Here is a 14,490-nt window from a genome sequence, read left to right as displayed (position 1 = left end):
CCACGGTAGGCCGACGGGACGGTCGACCAGGCCCGGGCCCCGGGGCCCCGGGGCGATGGTGAAGATTTTGGCTTCATTCAGACGAAATGAAGGTATCGTGTTCACATGAGCGGAATGAACCACGTGGTGGTCATCGGCGACGTCGTCGGTTCCCGAGCCGCGGCCGACCGCGGCGGGCTGCACCGTGCCCTGGGCGCGGCGCTCGCCGCGGTGAACCGGCGCCGGGGGACCGACCTGCGGATCACGGTCGGCGACGAGTACCAGGGGACCGTCCCCAGCCTCGGGGTGGCCACGGCGGTCGTGCTCGACCTGCGGGTCGCGCTGCTGCCGGCGCACGACGTCCGGCACGGGATCGGGCGCGGCCCCACCGCCGTCCTCGACCCGGCGGCGGGCATCGAGGACGGGCCCGGCTGGTGGGCGGCGCGGGCCGCGATCGAGGCGGTCAGCGCGCGCGCCGCGCACGCGGCGACCCGGGCTGCGCGCACCGGGTACCGCTCGGCCGACGTCGAGGAGCCGGCGGGTGCGGTCGAGGCCGCCCTCCTCGCGCGCGACGAGCTGGTCGGGCGGCTCGACGAGCGGTCGTTGTCGGTGCTACGTGGTCTGCTGGGCGGACGGACGCAGCGCGAGCTCGCCGCGGAGCAGGGGGTCTCGGCCTCGGCCGTCTCGCAACGCGTCCGTCGCGACGGCATCGGCGTCGTGCTGGCGATGGGCGAGTGGTTGGAGGACCTGGCGTGACGTGGCTCGGACTGCTGCTGGTCGGGATCGGCGTCACCGACCTCGTCTACTCCTGGACCCGGCGTCCGCGGACGGCCGAGGCGGCCGCGGCCGCGACGGTCGTCGTCCTCGGCCTGCTCGCCGGGGCCGGGTCGCTGGGCCCGGCCGGCGCCGGGGGAGCGGCCGGGCTGCTGGCGGTCGCCGTCGCGGCGGTGGCCTGGGGCGAGAGCGTCACGCACGGGTTCGGTGCGCGGCGCTACGGCCGCCCGCTGCTCGTGCTCGCCGTGGCGGTGGTCGCCGCCGTGCTCGCCTCGGCCGCCCCGGTGCCGGCGGGCGGAGTCCTGGCCGACTGGCTCGAGGCCTCCGGCCTGCCGGTGCTGTCCGGCCTCGCCGGCGACCCGGGGCGTGCGGTGCTGGTCGCCGGCGGCCTGCTCGTCCAGCTGTCCACCGGCAACGTCGTGGTCCGCCTGGTGCTCGGCGCCACCGGCACCACCCACCCGTTGCGGTCCACCGCGGGCGCGGCGCCGGCGCTCAAGGGCGGGCGCCTGCTCGGGCCGATGGAGCGGGTCTTCATCCTCGGCCTCGGCCTGGCCGGCGAGGTCACCGCCGCCAGCGTCGTGATCGCGGCCAAGGGCCTGCTCCGGTTCCCGGAGCTCCAGGCCGCCCGCGATCCCGCCACCCGGGCCCGCGGCGCCGGCGCCGGTCCACCGGAGCCGGGGATCCACGAGGTCACCGAGTACTTCCTCGTCGGCAGCTTCGTCTCGTGGACGGTGTCCCTCGTCTCCCTCGCCCTCACCGCGACCTGACCGCGACCTGACCGGCGCCCGGGGGCGGGTGGCCTGCGGGGCGAGGGTTGCCGCCGCTCGGGTGATCTGGAGCAGGGCGCCGCTCGCTACGGTCGCGCCATGGCCGACCGACCCGTGCGCCTCGTGCTCCCGCACCAGCTGTTCGAGACCCACCTCGACGCCCCCGCCGGGACGACGTTCGTGCTGGTCGAGCACGACCTGCTGTTCCGCCAGTACCGGTTCCACCGGCAGAAGCTGGTGCTCCACCGCGCCTCGATGGTGCGCTTCGCCGAGCGGCTGCACGGGCGCGGGCACGAGGTCGAGCACCTGCGCACCGACGCCGCCACGACGTCGCGCGCCGCCCTGGCCGGCACGCTGCGCGCGCTGGGGGCCACCGAGGTCGGCGTGCACGACGTCGTCGACGACTGGCTGGGCCGCGACCTGGTCGCCGCCGTCGGCGACGCGGGGCTCAGCCTCACCGCCGAGCACGTGCGCGAGACGCCCAACTTCCTCACCACCCGCGCCGAGCTCGCCGCCCAGCTCGAGGGACGGCGTCCGCGGATGAGCAGCTTCTACGAGTGGCAGCGGCGCCGCCTCGACGTCCTCGTGGACGGCGACGGCCCGGTCGGCGGCCGGTGGTCCTTCGACCAGGAGAACCGCAGGAAGCTGCCCCGCAACCACCCGGTGCCCGAGCCGCTCCCGCCCGACCGGCACCCGGCCGTCGACGACGCGATCGCCTGGGTGGACGAGGAGTTCCCCGACAACCCCGGCAACGCGGCGGCGTTCGCCTGGCCCACGAGCCACGCGGAGGCCTCGGCCGGCCTCGAGCAGTTCCTCGCCGAGCGGTTCCACGAGTTCGGTCCCTACGAGGACGCCCTGTCGACCGAGCACCCGTTCGTCTTCCACTCCCTGCTCACCCCCGGCCTCAACATCGGGCTGCTCGACCCGCGACACGTGCTGTCCCGGGCGCTCGAGGTGGCCGCGGCCAACGACGTCCCGATCGCCAGCGTCGAGGGCTTCGTGCGCCAGCTCATCGGCTGGCGGGAGTACATGCGGGCGACCTACGTGCTGCACGGACGGCGCCTCCGCAGCCGCAACCACCTCGCCCACGCCCGTCCGCTGGCGCCCGGCTGGTGGACCGCCGAGACCGGGCTCGCCCCGGTCGACCACGTCGTGGCCCGGGTGCTGGAGCACGGCTACGCCCACCACATCGAGCGGCTGATGGTGCTCGGCAACGCGATGGGCCTGCTGCGCACCGACCCCGAGGCGGTCCACGAGTGGTTCATGGAGATGTTCGTCGACGCCTACGACTGGGTGATGGTGCCCAACGTGCACGCGATGAGCCAGTTCTCGGCCGGCGCGGCGATCACGACCAAGCCCTACGTGTCGGGCAGCAACTACCTGCGAAAGATGGGGGACTACGGCTCGGCCGGCTGGGGGAAGGACTGGGTCGAGGACTGGGACGCCCTCTACTGGACCTTCGTGCGCGACCACCGCGACGTGTTCGAGGGCAACGCCCGCTCCCACTTCGTGACCAGCGCCTACGACCGGATGGACGCCGCGACCAAGGCGGGTCACACCCGGCGCGCGGGGCGGTGGCTGTCGTGACGGCCGCGCCGGGGCCGGCCTGATGCCGCGGCTGCACGCCCTCGAGCTGCTGCCGGACGCCGCCGGGGACGCCGCCGTCCGCGCCGACTGGCAGCGGCTCCGCGACGCCGGGCTGCCCTCGATGCTCGACCACCGCGGCTCGACGAACTCCCCGCACGTGACCGTCGTGGCCGTGCCGGCGATCTCGGCCGCCGACGAGGCCCGGGCCGTCGACCTGGTCGGTGTCCTGCTCCCGGTGACGGTGCGGGCCTCCGGGCTGACCCTGCTCGGCGGCGCCCAGGTCACGGTGGCGCGCCTGCTCGACGTCGACGACGCCCTGGTGCGGGCGGTGCTCGACCTGCGCGCCTCGGTGGCGACCTCGCCCGAGCGGCACCGCGGCTGGCTGCCGCACGTGAGCCTCGCGCGCCGGGTGCCGCGCGAGCGCACCCAGGACGTCGTCGACGCGCTCGGCGCCGGCGAGGTCGTGCTCACCCTCACCACGCTGCGTCGCTGGGACCCGGAGGCGGGGACGGTGCGCACGCTCGGAGCGGCGCACTAGTCTGCCTCGCGTGAGCGACCTTCCCGTCCTGACCGCCGAGGAGCAGCGCGTCCTGGGGGTGCTCCTGGAGAAGGAGGTCACCGTCCCCGCGTCGTACCCGATGACGGTGAACGCCGTCCGCACCGGCTGCAACCAGTCGAGCAGCCGCGAGCCGGTGACCGACCACGACGAGCGGGTCGTCCACGAGGCGCTGCGCACGCTGAAGCAGGCCGAGCTGGCCGCCGTCACCTGGGACGACAGGGGACGGCGCACCCTCAAGTACGTGCAGACGCTGAGCGTGCGGCTCGACCTCGCCGACGACGAGCGGGCGCTGCTCACCGTGCTGCTGCTGCGCGGGGCGCAGCCACCGGGCGCGCTGCGCGCCCGCACCGAGCGGCTGCACGCCTTCGCCGACCGCGACGAGGTCGCGGCCTGCCTCGAGCGGATGGCCGGCCGGGCGCAGCCGCTGGTCGAGCAGCTGCCGCGGCAGCCCCGCGAGCAGGACGCCCGGTGGGTGCACCTGCTGGGCCCGGTCGACCAGGGGTCGGCGGCTCCCGGAGCGGCCGCACCCGACGTCGACCGCGACGTCGTGATCGCCGGCGGCGCCGACGTCCGCGACGCCAAGGTGCGCGCGTCCTACGGCGCGATCGCGGCGCCCTACGCCGAGGCCCTCACCGACGAGCTGGCCGGGCTGCCCTTCGAGCGCTGGCTGCTCGACCGGGTCGCCGCCCACGCCGGCACCGACCCCGTCGTCGAGGTGGGCTGCGGGCCGGGCCACGTGACGGCCTACCTCGCCGACGCCGGCGTGGACGCCACCGGGATCGACCTCACGCCCGAGATGGTCGAGGAGGCGCGGCGCCGCTTCCCCGACGGCGTCTACGAGGTGGGCGACCTGCGCACGCTGATGCGGCCGCTGAACGGGTCGGGGTGGGCCGTCGTCCTCGGCTGGTACTCGCTGATCCACCTCGCCGCCTCCGAGCTGCCGGGCGCCGTCGAGGCGCTGGTGCGCCCGATCCGGGACGACGGGTGGCTGCTGCTCGCGCTGCACGCCGGCGCCGAGGTCAGGACCAACCGCTCCTGGTTCGACCAGGAGGTCGACCTGGACTTCGTCTTCCACGAGCCGGCGGACGTCGTCGCGGTGCTCGAGCGGGCCGGGCTGGTCGACGTCGAGTGGTACCGCCGCGGGCCGGTGACGGCCCGCGGCGAGTCCACGCAGCGGCTCTACGTCCTCGGACGCAAGCCCTAGCGACCCCGGACGGCGGAGTCGCTCAGGCCTCGAGCGAGGCCTCGAGGGTGATCTCGACGCCGGTGAGCGCCTTGCTGACCGGGCAGCCCTCCTTGGCGGCGCCGGCCGCCGCGAGGAAGCCGGCCTCGTCGAGACCGTCGACCTCGCCGACGACCTTGAGCGTGATCCCGGTCAGCCGGAAGCCGCCGGCGGGGTCCGGGCCGAGCGTCACGTCGGCGGTCACGTCGAGGGCCTGCGGGGTGCCGCCGGCACCGGCGATCTCGTTGGACAGGCTCATCGCGTAGCAGGCCGAGTGCGCCGCGGCGATGAGCTCCTCGGGGCTGGTGGCGCCCCCGGCGTCGTCGGCCGCGCGCTGGGGGAACGAGACGTCGTAGGTGCCGACCTTGGAGCTGGTGAGCTCGACCTGGCCGGAGCCCTCCTGGAGCGAGCCGTTCCAGGCGGTGCGGGCGGTGCGTGTGGGCATCGGGGTGTCCTCTCGTGGTGGTGAGCAGTTGTCTTGTGCACAAGATACTTGCAGACACGTAATATTCCACCCATGACCGACGAGCTCGACGACTTCCTGTGCCTCGACCTCCACGTCGCCTCGCGGGCGGTGACCGCGGCCTACCGCCCGATCCTCGGCGGGCTGGGCGTCACCTACCCGCAGTACCTCGTGCTGGCGGTGCTGTGGGAGCGCGACGAGCGACGGATCAAGGAGCTGGCGACGGCCCTCCGGCTCGACCACGCCACGCTGACCCCGCTGCTGCGACGCCTCGAGGCGGCGGGGCTGCTGACCCGTCGGCGCAGCGAGGACGACGAGCGCGCGGTCGTCGTGGCCCTCACGGCGGAGGGGCGCGCACTGAGCGAGCACGCCGACGACGTCCGGTGCCGGATCGCGGAGGCCGTGGGCCTGCCCGCCGAGGACGTCGAGGTCCTGCGCTCCCTGCTGCGCCGGGTCTCGGCGGCGGTCGGCGCCGGACCCGTGCCGACGTCGGCGGACGGTGCGAGCATGGGGGCATGACGCTGCCCGACCCGAAGGACACCCTCGTCGAGTACCTCCAGAGCGCCCGCGAGGCGCTGTTGTGGAAGCTCGACGGCCTCGACGAGCACGACGTCCGGCGCCCGTTGACGCCGACGGGCACCAACCTGCTCGGCCTGGTCAAGCACGTCGCGAGCGTCGAGCTCGGCTACTTCGGCGACACCTTCGGCCGGCCGAGCCCGGTGCCGCTGCCCTGGCACGCCGAGGACGCCGACCCCAACGAGGACCTCTGGGTCCCGGCGTCGGAGTCGCGCGAGTTCGTGGTCGGGCTCTACCGCACGGCCTGGGCGCACGCCGCTGAGACGTTCGCGACCCACGACCTGGCGTCGGTGGGCCGGGTGCCGTGGTGGCCGGCCGAGGACGCCGCGGTCACGCTGCACCAGGTGCTGGTGCACACGACCACCGAGACCTACCGCCACGCCGGGCACGCCGACATCCTGCGCGAGCTGGTCGACGGCGCCGCCGGCCGGCGGGCCGGTGACCCCAACCTCGACGAGGGCTACGACTGGGCCGGCCACGTCGCCCGGGTCGCGGCGGCGGCCCGGGACGCGGCGGACCCGCAGCTGCGGTCCTGAGACCGGCTGCGGGCCGAGGCGGGAGGCGTCAGAGGACGCGCGTGCGCGTCGGGCTGGCGACGCTCCCGACGGGGTAGTCGTCGAGCTCGACGGCGGCGGTGGCGACGCCGTCGGAGTGGTCGTGCGGGGCCTGCGCGTCGTCCGTGCCGATCATGGTTCCACCCTAGGTGCGGGCGACGTCCCGGACGACTCGAACGGCCCGAAATCGGGTGGCCGGCGGTGTCTCGTCGGTCACACGACGCATCAGCGCAGGACGACGACCAGCCCGACGACCGTGGGCACGAGCCCGAGCAGCAGCCAGGGGCTGAGCACCTGCCGCCGGTGGATGACGAACGCGGAGGCGAGGGCGACCACCCCGAAGGCGCCGCCGAGGACGCACAGGCCGACCTGCGCGACCCGCTCCGAGTCGTCGATGAAGACCGCCGCGAGCACCAGGCCGATCGCGAGGTGGAAGATCGTCGTCCCGACCAGGACGGAGAGCACCGTGCGCTGCACCCGCTCCAGCCGCGCCACCTCCTCCGGCGTCGCCCGCTTGCGGGGCGCCGACGGGTCGATGAGGTGCTTCGACCGTCGCTGGGGCTGCTGCATGCTCACGACCCGAGCCTAGACGTCGCGCGCGGGGACCGGCCCCGCCCGGGTCAGTCGCGGGCGGTGAGGACCAGCGGCCCGTCGGCGGTGATCGCCACGGTGTGCTCCATGTGGGCACCGCGCGAGCCGTCGGCGCTCCGGAGGGTCCAGCCGTCGGGATCGGTGTAGATCGCGTCGGTGGTGTGCATGAACCAGGGCTCGATCGCGATGACCAGGCCCTCCTTGAGCTTGAACCCGCGGCCGGGACGGCCGTCGTTGGCCACGTGGGGGTCGCCGTGCATCGTGCGCCCGACGCCGTGACCGCCGAACTGCAGGTTGACGCCGAGGCCGGCCGCGCGCGCGACCTCGCCGATGGCGTGCGAGATGTCGCCCATCCGGGCGCCGGGGCGGGCCCACTCGATGCCGGCGTCGAGGGCCCGGCCGGTGACCTCGATCAGGCGCAGGTCCTCCTCGCGCGGCGTGCCGACGACCACGGAGACCGCGGAGTCGGAGACCCAGCCGTCGACGGAGGCGGCGAAGTCGACGGAGAGCAGGTCGCCGTCCTGGAGGACGTAGTCGTGGGGGAGCCCGTGCAGGACGGCGTCGTTGACCGAGGTGCACAGCACCTTGCCGAACGGCGAGGCGCCGAAGCTGGGGTGGTAGTCGATGTAGCAGGACTCGGCGCCGGCCTCGCGGATCATCTCGTGCGCGATGGCGTCGAGCTCGAGGAGGTTCATGCCGACGTCGGCCTTCTCCGCGAGCGCGGAGATCACCGAGGCGACGAAGCGTCCGGCGGGACGCATCTCCTCGATCTGGGCGGGGGTCCTGAGCTCGATCACGCGGCTACGGTAGTCGGTCGGCCCGCACCGTTCCGCTGCGGGCGGATCCGCTGCCGGCGGATTCCCTGGGCGCGGCGACCCGGGGGTCGCAGGCTGGAGCCATGACCACCACCACCACCGGCCCGAGCGCCGCGGACCGCCTGCTGCACCAGCGGATCATCGTCCTGGGCCGCGAGGTCGACGACGAGATCGCCAACACCGTCTGCGCCGAGCTGCTGCTGCTCTCCGCCGAGGACCCGCACCGGGACATCAGCCTGTACGTGAACTCGCCGGGCGGCTCGGTCTCGGCCGGGCTCGCCGTCTACGACACGATGCGGCTCATCCCGAACGACGTCGCGACCCTCGCGATGGGCCTGGCCGCGAGCATGGGGCAGTTCCTCCTCACCGCCGGCACGCCGGGCAAGAGGTTCGCGCTGCCGAACAGCCGGATCCTGCTGCACCAGGGCTCGGCCGGGATCGGTGGCAGCGCCGTGGACGTCGAGATCCAGGCCGAGAACCTGGAGCACATGAAGGACGTGATGATGTCGATCACCGCCGAGCACACCGGCCAGCCGGTCGAGAAGGTCGAGCGCGACGCGCTGCGCGACCGCTGGTTCACCGCCGAGGAGGCGCGCGAGTACGGCTTCGTCGACCACGTGCTCACCGAGGTCGCCTCCGTGGTGCCCACGCGCGCCGGCATCGCCTTCGGCACGGCGCGGCCGGCATGAGCAGCTACGCGATCCCGAGCGTCGTGGAGCGGACCGCGCGCGGCGAGCGGGCCGTCGACGTCTACAGCCGGCTCCTGGGGGACCGGGTCGTCTACCTCGGCACGGAGGTCGACGACGGCGTCGCGAACGTCGTCATCGCCCAGCTGCTGCACCTGGAGTCCGAGAGCCCCGACGAGCCGATCAGCCTGTACCTCAACTCGCCGGGCGGCAGCGTGACCGCCGTCCTGGCGATCTACGACACCCTCATGTTCGTCCGGTCGCCGGTGGCGACCACGTGCGTCGGCCAGGTGGGCTCGTCGTCCGCGCTGCTGCTCGCCGCGGGGGAGCCGGGACGACGCACCCTGCTGCCCCACGCGCGCGTCGTGCTCGACCAGCCGTCCGGGGGCGGTCGCGGCACGCTGCCCGACCTCGCCGTCCAGGCCAAGGAGATCGTCCGGCTCCGCGGGGAGATGGAGGGGCTCCTGAGCCGGCACACCGGTGTCGACGTCGCCCGGCTGCGCCTCGACACCGACCGCGACCTGGTGCTGACCGCACCGGCCGCCGTCGCCTACGGGATGGCGGACGCCGTCCTCGACAGCCGCAAGGTGGCCCCGGTCGGGGCCGCGCGCTCGGTACCCTCGCCAGCATGACCCTCGTCGACCGCGTCATCAGCTCCCTCCGCTCCCGCCACGACGACCTCGCCGGGCTGGTGGCGACGCTCGACGACGCGGCGCTCACCGGCCCGAGCGGGGCGTCGGAGTGGCGGGTGTGCGACGTCCTGTCGCACCTCGGCAGCGGCGCGGAGATCACGCTGCGGCCCGTCGTGGTGGCCGCCACCGGCACGGAGCCGCCGAGCGACGGGAACCAGGCGATCTGGGACCGCTGGAACGCGCTGTCGCCGCGCGAGCAGGCGAGCGGGTTCATCGAGCGCGACGAGGTGCTGGTCGCCACCCTCGAGGGCCTCGACGACGACCAGCGCCGGTCGGTGTCGATCGACCTCGGTTTCCTGCCCGCCCCGGTGCCCCTGGAGGTGGCGGCCGGGATGCGGCTCAGCGAGGTGGCCCTGCACGAGTGGGACGTCCGCGCCGGGGTGGTCGCGGACGCCGTCCTCGACGAGGAGGCGGCCGGGACGCTGCTCGAGCTGCACGCCGGACCGATGGCGATGATGCTCGGCTTCTCGAGCCGGCCCGACGCCGTCGCGGAGCCGGTGGTGCTCGCGGTGGCGGGTCACGGCCTCTCGATCGGCGACGCCGTGACGCTGGTCGCGGAGCCCCCGGTCGCGCCGACGGCCACCTTCAACGGACCGGTGGAGGCGTTCGTGCGGCTGCTGGCCGGCCGGCTCAGCCCGGCGCACACGCCCGACGACGTCGAGGTCGTCGGCAACACCACCCTCGACGAGCTCCGCGGCGTCTTCCCCGGCTACTGAGCCGCTCAGGCGGCGAGGGCGACCGGGCCGCTGGGTCGCAGGGCCCGGCTGACCCGGCCGGTGAGTTCGACGAGCCGCAGCCCGAGGGCGCCGTGCACGGCGCCGAGGATCTCCGAGCTCGGCTCCTTGAGCCCGCGCTCGACCTCGGAGAGGTACTGGACCGAGATGCCGGCGTCGCCGGCGACGTCGGCGAGGGTGCGGTCCTGGCGCCGCCGCTCGGCGCGCAGCTCCCGGCCGACGACCTCGCGCCACAGCGGCTCGGGTCGCTGCGGCGCGGGCGCGCGGTGTGCGGGGCGCGGGAGCGGGACGAGGTCACCCATGCCCGGAGGCTAGGCGCCCCGGGTGCCGGCCCGGAAGGGCTGTTCGCGACCGGTGAACGCGGCCGGTGGACGCGATCGCGCGGGCGCCGGTGCGCGCGGCGCCGTGCCAGAGTGACCCCATGAAGCTGGGACTGCAGCTGGGGTACTGGGGCGCGCGACCGCCCGAGGGTGTCGCCGAGCTCGTCGCCGCCGCGGAGGAGTCGGGGTTCGACGCGATCTTCACCGCGGAGGCCTGGGGCTCGGACGCGTTCACGCCGCTGGCGTGGTGGGGGCGCGAGACCTCCCGGGTCCGGCTGGGCACCTCGATCGTGCAGATGTCGGGGCGCTCGCCGACCTCGATCGCCATGCACGTCCTGACCCTCGACCACCTCAGCGGCGGCCGCGTGGTGCTGGGCATGGGCGTGAGCGGGCCGCAGGTCGTCGAGGGCTGGTACGGCGAGCCGTTCGCGAAGCCGCTGGCCCGCACCCGCGAGGTCGTCGACATCGTCCGCCAGGTGCTCGCGCGGGAGGCCCCGGTCACCAACGCCGGGCCGCACCACCCCCTGCCGTACGCCGGTCCCGGGGCGGTCGGCCTGGGCAAGCCGCTCAAGCCGATCGTGCACCCGCTGCGGTCCGACGTCCCGATCTGGCTCGGGGCCGAGGGGCCGCGGAACGTCGCCCAGACCGCCGAGATCGCCGACGGCTGGATCCCGCTCTTCTACACGCCCGGCTCGGCCGGGATGTACCAGCCCTGGCTCGACGAGGGCTTCGCGCGGCCGGGCGCCCGGCGCACGCGGGAGACCTTCGAGATCGCCGCGACCTGCCACCTCCAGGTGGTCGGCTCGGCCGCGGAGAAGCAGCAGGTGCTCGACGCCCTCAAGCCGATGGTCGCGCTCTACATGGGTGGGATGGGCGCCGCCGAGGCGAACTTCCACAACCAGGTCTTCGTCCGGATGGGTCACGAGGCCCTGGCCGCGGAGGTCCAGACGCACTACCTGGCCGGACGCCGCGACGAGGCGACCGCGCTGATCCCCGACGACCTCGTCGACGACATGCACATCGTCGGCACGCCGTCCGAGGTCCTGGAGCGGGTCGCGGCCTGGGAGTCGACCGGGGTCACGACGCTGCTGCTCAGCCTCACCGACCCCGCCGAGGTGCGCCGGGTGGCCGAGCTGCTGGCCTGACGTCGTCGGCGCGCGCCGCGCCCGCCTGGCGCGGACAACCCGGCGGGAGGTGGTGCCGCCGCGGCCGAGCCCCTGTACTGGAGGGACGCCTACGGAACGGAGGAGCGAGATGTCGGGACGCATGATCGCTGGTGCAGTGCTGGTGCTGGTCGTGGTGGTCGGGGTGATCCTGCTCGTGGTCGGCAGCCGCGCGGGCGGGGACGCCGAGTCGCGGGGCACGGAGCAGCCCGCGGTGCAGCTGCACCTCGTCTGAGGTGGTCTCAGTCGCCGCGGCCGCGGAGCAGGCCCAGGTGCAGCGCCCGGGTCTGCTCCGACGGGTCGGCGCCGAGCTCGTCGGCCAGGTGACGCCGGTAGCCCTCGTAGACCCGGAGCGCGGCCCCGACCTCCCCGAGGTCGGCGTGGGCCCGCATCAGGGCGCGGTGCGCGGTCTCCGACGACGGGGTGGCCCGGGCCGCCGTGCTCGCGAAGTCCAGCGCGTCGCGCGGCCGCCCGAGGGCGAGCGCGGCGTCGGCGGCGTCGCACAGCATGTCGTGGCGGCGCAGCGCCAACCGCTCGCGCTCGGCGACCGCCCAGGCGGCGAGGTCGTCGTGGGCGTGGAAGTCGCCGCGGTAGTGCCGCTCGGCGATCCGGGTCAGGGCCAGCACCCGTTCGAGGTCACCGGCCCGTGCCGCCGCCGCGGCGTCGGCGCCGTTGCGGTGGTAGTGCCCGACGTCGACCCAGGCGCCCTCCAGCACGAGCGAGTCCGGCTGGCGGACGACGCAGTGCGTCCCGATCGCCCGCCGGATCTGGCTGCTGGCCGTGCGCAGGCTGCCCTGGGCGCGCGCGACCGGGGCGTCGGGCCACAGCGTCGCCAGCAGGCTGCCGACGCGGACCGGCCGGTCGTTCTCGAGCGCCAGGAGCCGCAGGAGGTCGGCGGTCTTGCCCGTGCGCCACTCGCGCGGCTCGACGAGCGCCCCGTCGGGGCGCAGCACCTCGAGGCCGCCGAGCATGCGGATCATGATCAGGTGCACGATGCCTCTCCCCGGCCGTTGCCACCCGCGCGGCCCGGGTCCGACCGCTGATCGATCGTAGACGACGTCGGCGACCCGGTGGGCCGCGAGGACCGGCGGAGGTCCCGGAGGGCTGGACCGGGAGCCTGCCGTCCCGCCGCCGTGGGTGACTTCGGAGAGGCAGGCCCCGGCGCACCACGGACGAAGGCCGGTTCCTGGGGGATCGGACCGACCGCCGCGTGCAGCCTCCACGCTGCCCCGTCGCGACCGGCGAGCGCATCCCCAAACCGAGTGACACCCACGCGGGACCCGTCGGCGCGAGGCCTCCTCACAGCCGGTCACGCAGGGCCGGGGGTCGCCACCGGGCCTTCATCGCGGCGCCGACAGCGGCGATCTGCGACGACACCTCGAGCTTCGACAGGATCGACTTCACCTGGGTCCGGACGGTCGCCTCGGAGACGAACGACTCCCGGGCGATCTCCCGCACCGTCCGCCCGGCCATCAGCCGCGCGAGCACCTCGCGCTCCCGCGTCGTGAGCGACTCGAGCCGCTCCCGGGTGTGCTGCAGCCACCGGTTCTCGTCGTGGAACGCAGCGACGAGGAGGTCGCGCTCCTCGCGCGGCATCACCCGCTGGCCCTCGCCGATCCGCCGGATCGTCGCCAGGATGGTGTTGAGCGGCGTCGACTTCGGGAGCACGGTGCGGGCGCCCTGGCGCAGGCAGTCGCCCCAGCGGGCGCGGTCGGTCGAGGCGGTCACGACGACGACCGCCACCGACGCGTCGACGAGCGGCGTGATCAGCCGGACGCCGTCGCCGGCCGGGCCGAGGTCGAGGTCGAGCAGGACGATCCGCGGCCGGCTGCGGAGCGCGGCGTTGACCAGCTGGGCCGTGGTCATCGGCCCCGACGTCGGCGACACGCGCTGCACCTGGTGGCCCTCGAGCGTCAGCGCGACGTCGAGCGCCTCGGCGAACAGTGCGTGGTCCTCGACGAGGACGATGCGGGTCAGGCCGAGAGAGCGGGGCACGGGCTGGTCCGGTCGTCGGCGGCGAGGTCGATCACGAAGGTCGCCCCGGAGCCGGGGCCACCCGGCTCGAGCCAGAGACGGCCGCCGGCCTCGGCGGCGAGCCGGTGGGCGATGTTGAGACCGAGACCGTGTCCGCGGGAGCGCTCGCCGCGCACACCGCGGTCGAAGACCCGGCCGGCGAGGGCGGGCGGGACGCCGGGCCCGTGGTCGCTGACCACGACGTGGACCCGCTCCGCTCCGCCGGGGTCCGCGGGGTGACCGGCAGCGGCGACGACCTCGACGGCGACCTCGCGACCGGACCCGTGCGCCACGGCGTTCTCCAGCAGCACGTGCACCATCTCGGCGACGTCGTCGGCGCGGGCGACCACCCGTCGCGCCGTCCCGGCCCACCGGACCGCGTGGCCGCGGACCTCCAGGCTGGTCACGAGCGGGTCGATCACGTCGTGGAGGTCGACGGTGGACGCCGGGTCCTCGTCGTGCGCCGGGGAGACCAGCCGCTCGAGGCGGCCGATCTCGCTGTCGTACATCCGCGCGAGCCGCGCCTGGGTGCCGGCCGGGAGCGCGGCGGCGCCGTCGTGGAGCAGCCGGTGCGAGAGCGCGATCCCGGTGACGGTGGCGCGCAGCTCGTGCCACCGCTCCTGGTCGCGGCCCAGGGCGGCCTCGGCCGCCAGGGCGCGGCGCGACGCGGCACCCAGGTCGGCGAGGTCGGCAGGGGCGTCGGGGTCGCCGGCGTCACCACCGGCGCCCGGGACCGGCTCGTCGCCGTCGGCGCGGCGACGCCGGGACAGGCGCAGCACCACCAGCACGGCGGCGCCGAGCAGCAGCTCGGTCTGGCCCCAGCGCAGGGCCAGCTCGGAGCCGGAGCCCGCGCTCGACGGGTGCCCGACGAGGCTGGCCGCCAGCGCGGCGACGGTGACGACCGCGACCGCGACGACCGTCGTCGGCGGCGGGTCGAGGAGCCGGCTCCGCCGACTCGAACCTGGTGCGATGAATGCAAGATCGATGCTCATGTG

20 protein-coding genes are annotated in these 14,490 nt (G+C 75.0%); 12 read left to right on the top strand and 8 right to left on the bottom strand.

From position 1 onward, the window contains the following. Nucleotides 1-105: 105 nt before the first annotated feature. From FE634_RS10805 to FE634_RS10785, 5 genes are all read left to right on the top strand, one after another. Nucleotides 106-735 (top strand): SatD family protein, encoded by a 630-nt coding sequence (locus FE634_RS10805; RefSeq protein WP_138875878.1) that lies wholly within the window; start codon nt 106-108, stop codon nt 733-735. After that, entirely contained in the window at nt 732-1,520 is a 789-nt protein-coding gene (locus FE634_RS10800) for a hypothetical protein (RefSeq protein WP_138875877.1), read from the top strand. The genes FE634_RS10805 and FE634_RS10800 overlap by 4 nt, the downstream gene beginning before the upstream one ends. A 99-nt stretch (nt 1,521-1,619) precedes the next feature. Then, nucleotides 1,620-3,107 carry a cryptochrome/photolyase family protein gene (locus FE634_RS10795; protein ID WP_148240583.1) on the top strand — a complete coding sequence of 496 codons (1,488 nt, stop codon included), beginning with the start codon at nt 1,620-1,622 and terminating at the stop codon, nt 3,105-3,107. Between the two features lie 22 nt (nt 3,108-3,129). Continuing rightward, on the top strand, nt 3,130-3,645 hold the full coding sequence (locus FE634_RS10790) for a 2'-5' RNA ligase family protein (RefSeq protein ID WP_148240582.1): 516 nt from the start codon (nt 3,130-3,132) through the stop codon (nt 3,643-3,645). Between the two features lie 10 nt (nt 3,646-3,655). After that, nucleotides 3,656-4,870 (top strand): DUF480 domain-containing protein, encoded by a 1,215-nt coding sequence (locus FE634_RS10785; RefSeq protein ID WP_148240581.1) that lies wholly within the window; start codon nt 3,656-3,658, stop codon nt 4,868-4,870. Between the two features lie 22 nt (nt 4,871-4,892). Here FE634_RS10785 and FE634_RS10780 read toward each other — a convergent pair whose 3' ends face one another. Next, complete coding sequence (locus tag FE634_RS10780) at nt 4,893-5,333, bottom strand: OsmC family peroxiredoxin (protein WP_137295237.1); 441 nt, start codon at nt 5,331-5,333, stop codon at nt 4,893-4,895. A gap of 72 nt (nt 5,334-5,405) precedes the next feature. Between FE634_RS10780 and FE634_RS10775 the strand changes: the two genes are divergently transcribed. Further along, entirely contained in the window at nt 5,406-5,870 is a 465-nt protein-coding gene (locus FE634_RS10775; RefSeq protein ID WP_138875875.1) for a MarR family winged helix-turn-helix transcriptional regulator, read from the top strand. Continuing rightward, the gene (locus FE634_RS10770) at nt 5,867-6,463 is read left to right on the top strand and encodes a DinB family protein (protein ID WP_137295235.1); all 597 of its coding nucleotides are present in this window, start codon (nt 5,867-5,869) and stop codon (nt 6,461-6,463) included. The genes FE634_RS10775 and FE634_RS10770 overlap by 4 nt, the downstream gene beginning before the upstream one ends. Before the next feature lie 28 nt (nt 6,464-6,491). Here FE634_RS10770 and FE634_RS21620 read toward each other — a convergent pair whose 3' ends face one another. The 3 genes from FE634_RS21620 to map form a co-directional block, all read right to left on the bottom strand. Next, a complete protein-coding gene (locus FE634_RS21620; protein WP_262347385.1) occupies nt 6,492-6,617 on the bottom strand; it encodes a hypothetical protein in 126 nt (41 codons plus the stop codon). An 89-nt stretch (nt 6,618-6,706) separates the two neighbouring features. Beyond that, entirely contained in the window at nt 6,707-7,051 is a 345-nt protein-coding gene (locus tag FE634_RS10765; protein WP_137295265.1) for a hypothetical protein, read from the bottom strand. A 50-nt stretch (nt 7,052-7,101) separates the two neighbouring features. Beyond that, nucleotides 7,102-7,869 (bottom strand): type I methionyl aminopeptidase, encoded by a 768-nt coding sequence (gene map, locus FE634_RS10760; protein ID WP_137295234.1) that lies wholly within the window; start codon nt 7,867-7,869, stop codon nt 7,102-7,104. A 101-nt stretch (nt 7,870-7,970) separates the two neighbouring features. On the opposite strand from map, the gene FE634_RS10755 reads away from it, so the two are divergent. Genes FE634_RS10755 through FE634_RS10745 form a run of 3 tightly spaced genes read left to right on the top strand, consistent with a single transcriptional unit; the run spans nt 7,971 to nt 9,981 of the window. Further along, nucleotides 7,971-8,576 (top strand): ClpP family protease, encoded by a 606-nt coding sequence (locus tag FE634_RS10755; RefSeq protein WP_137295233.1) that lies wholly within the window; start codon nt 7,971-7,973, stop codon nt 8,574-8,576. Continuing rightward, the gene (locus tag FE634_RS10750; protein WP_138875873.1) at nt 8,573-9,205 is read left to right on the top strand and encodes a ClpP family protease; all 633 of its coding nucleotides are present in this window, start codon (nt 8,573-8,575) and stop codon (nt 9,203-9,205) included. The genes FE634_RS10755 and FE634_RS10750 overlap by 4 nt, the downstream gene beginning before the upstream one ends. Next, nucleotides 9,202-9,981 carry a maleylpyruvate isomerase family mycothiol-dependent enzyme gene (locus tag FE634_RS10745; RefSeq protein WP_138875872.1) on the top strand — a complete coding sequence of 260 codons (780 nt, stop codon included), beginning with the start codon at nt 9,202-9,204 and terminating at the stop codon, nt 9,979-9,981. Before FE634_RS10750 ends, FE634_RS10745 begins: the two co-directional genes overlap by 4 nt. A gap of 5 nt (nt 9,982-9,986) precedes the next feature. On the opposite strand, the gene FE634_RS10740 is transcribed toward FE634_RS10745, so the two are convergent. Beyond that, nucleotides 9,987-10,301 carry a helix-turn-helix domain-containing protein gene (locus FE634_RS10740; protein ID WP_138875871.1) on the bottom strand — a complete coding sequence of 105 codons (315 nt, stop codon included), beginning with the start codon at nt 10,299-10,301 and terminating at the stop codon, nt 9,987-9,989. Between the two features lie 119 nt (nt 10,302-10,420). On the opposite strand from FE634_RS10740, the gene FE634_RS10735 reads away from it, so the two are divergent. Continuing rightward, a complete protein-coding gene (locus FE634_RS10735; protein ID WP_138875870.1) occupies nt 10,421-11,464 on the top strand; it encodes an LLM class F420-dependent oxidoreductase in 1,044 nt (347 codons plus the stop codon). A gap of 121 nt (nt 11,465-11,585) precedes the next feature. Then, entirely contained in the window at nt 11,586-11,717 is a 132-nt protein-coding gene (locus tag FE634_RS21615; RefSeq protein ID WP_262347384.1) for a hypothetical protein, read from the top strand. Between the two features lie 7 nt (nt 11,718-11,724). On the opposite strand, the gene FE634_RS10730 is transcribed toward FE634_RS21615, so the two are convergent. The 3 genes from FE634_RS10730 to FE634_RS10720 all read right to left on the bottom strand — a co-directional run bounded on the left by FE634_RS10730 (nt 11,725) and on the right by FE634_RS10720 (nt 14,487). After that, nucleotides 11,725-12,462: an AfsR/SARP family transcriptional regulator gene (locus FE634_RS10730; protein ID WP_138875869.1), complete on the bottom strand. Its 738-nt coding sequence runs from the start codon at nt 12,460-12,462 to the stop codon at nt 11,725-11,727. Between the two features lie 319 nt (nt 12,463-12,781). After that, a complete protein-coding gene (locus tag FE634_RS10725) occupies nt 12,782-13,477 on the bottom strand; it encodes a response regulator transcription factor (RefSeq protein WP_137295227.1) in 696 nt (231 codons plus the stop codon). Further along, entirely contained in the window at nt 13,456-14,487 is a 1,032-nt protein-coding gene (locus FE634_RS10720) for a sensor histidine kinase (protein WP_148240580.1), read from the bottom strand. Before FE634_RS10720 ends, FE634_RS10725 begins: the two co-directional genes overlap by 22 nt. Nucleotides 14,488-14,490 lie beyond the last annotated feature (3 nt).

Source organism: Nocardioides sp. S-1144, from assembly GCF_005954645.2.
Lineage (GTDB): Bacteria > Actinomycetota > Actinomycetes > Propionibacteriales > Nocardioidaceae > Nocardioides > Nocardioides dongxiaopingii.
This window is presented reverse-complemented; position numbering and strand designations above follow the sequence as displayed.

Bases quoted from the DNA above. Each gene is read 5' to 3' on its own strand.
- FE634_RS10805 (WP_138875878.1), top strand. From the start codon at position 106: ATGAGCGGAATGAACCACGTGGTGGTCATCGGCGACGTCGTCGGTTCC.
- FE634_RS10795 (WP_148240583.1), top strand. From the start codon at position 1,620: ATGGCCGACCGACCCGTGCGCCTCGTGCTCCCGCACCAGCTGTTCGAG.
- FE634_RS10790 (WP_148240582.1), top strand. From the start codon at position 3,130: ATGCCGCGGCTGCACGCCCTCGAGCTGCTGCCGGACGCCGCCGGGGAC.
- FE634_RS10780 (WP_137295237.1), bottom strand. From the start codon at position 5,333: ATGCCCACACGCACCGCCCGCACCGCCTGGAACGGCTCGCTCCAGGAG.
- FE634_RS10775 (WP_138875875.1), top strand. From the start codon at position 5,406: ATGACCGACGAGCTCGACGACTTCCTGTGCCTCGACCTCCACGTCGCC.
- FE634_RS10770 (WP_137295235.1), top strand. From the start codon at position 5,867: ATGACGCTGCCCGACCCGAAGGACACCCTCGTCGAGTACCTCCAGAGC.
- FE634_RS21620 (WP_262347385.1), bottom strand. From the start codon at position 6,617: ATGATCGGCACGGACGACGCGCAGGCCCCGCACGACCACTCCGACGGC.
- FE634_RS10765 (WP_137295265.1), bottom strand. From the start codon at position 7,051: ATGCAGCAGCCCCAGCGACGGTCGAAGCACCTCATCGACCCGTCGGCG.
- FE634_RS10755 (WP_137295233.1), top strand. From the start codon at position 7,971: ATGACCACCACCACCACCGGCCCGAGCGCCGCGGACCGCCTGCTGCAC.
- FE634_RS10750 (WP_138875873.1), top strand. From the start codon at position 8,573: ATGAGCAGCTACGCGATCCCGAGCGTCGTGGAGCGGACCGCGCGCGGC.
- FE634_RS10745 (WP_138875872.1), top strand. From the start codon at position 9,202: ATGACCCTCGTCGACCGCGTCATCAGCTCCCTCCGCTCCCGCCACGAC.
- FE634_RS10740 (WP_138875871.1), bottom strand. From the start codon at position 10,301: ATGGGTGACCTCGTCCCGCTCCCGCGCCCCGCACACCGCGCGCCCGCG.
- FE634_RS10735 (WP_138875870.1), top strand. From the start codon at position 10,421: ATGAAGCTGGGACTGCAGCTGGGGTACTGGGGCGCGCGACCGCCCGAG.
- FE634_RS21615 (WP_262347384.1), top strand. From the start codon at position 11,586: ATGATCGCTGGTGCAGTGCTGGTGCTGGTCGTGGTGGTCGGGGTGATC.
- FE634_RS10730 (WP_138875869.1), bottom strand. From the start codon at position 12,462: ATGATCCGCATGCTCGGCGGCCTCGAGGTGCTGCGCCCCGACGGGGCG.
- FE634_RS10720 (WP_148240580.1), bottom strand. From the start codon at position 14,487: ATGAGCATCGATCTTGCATTCATCGCACCAGGTTCGAGTCGGCGGAGC.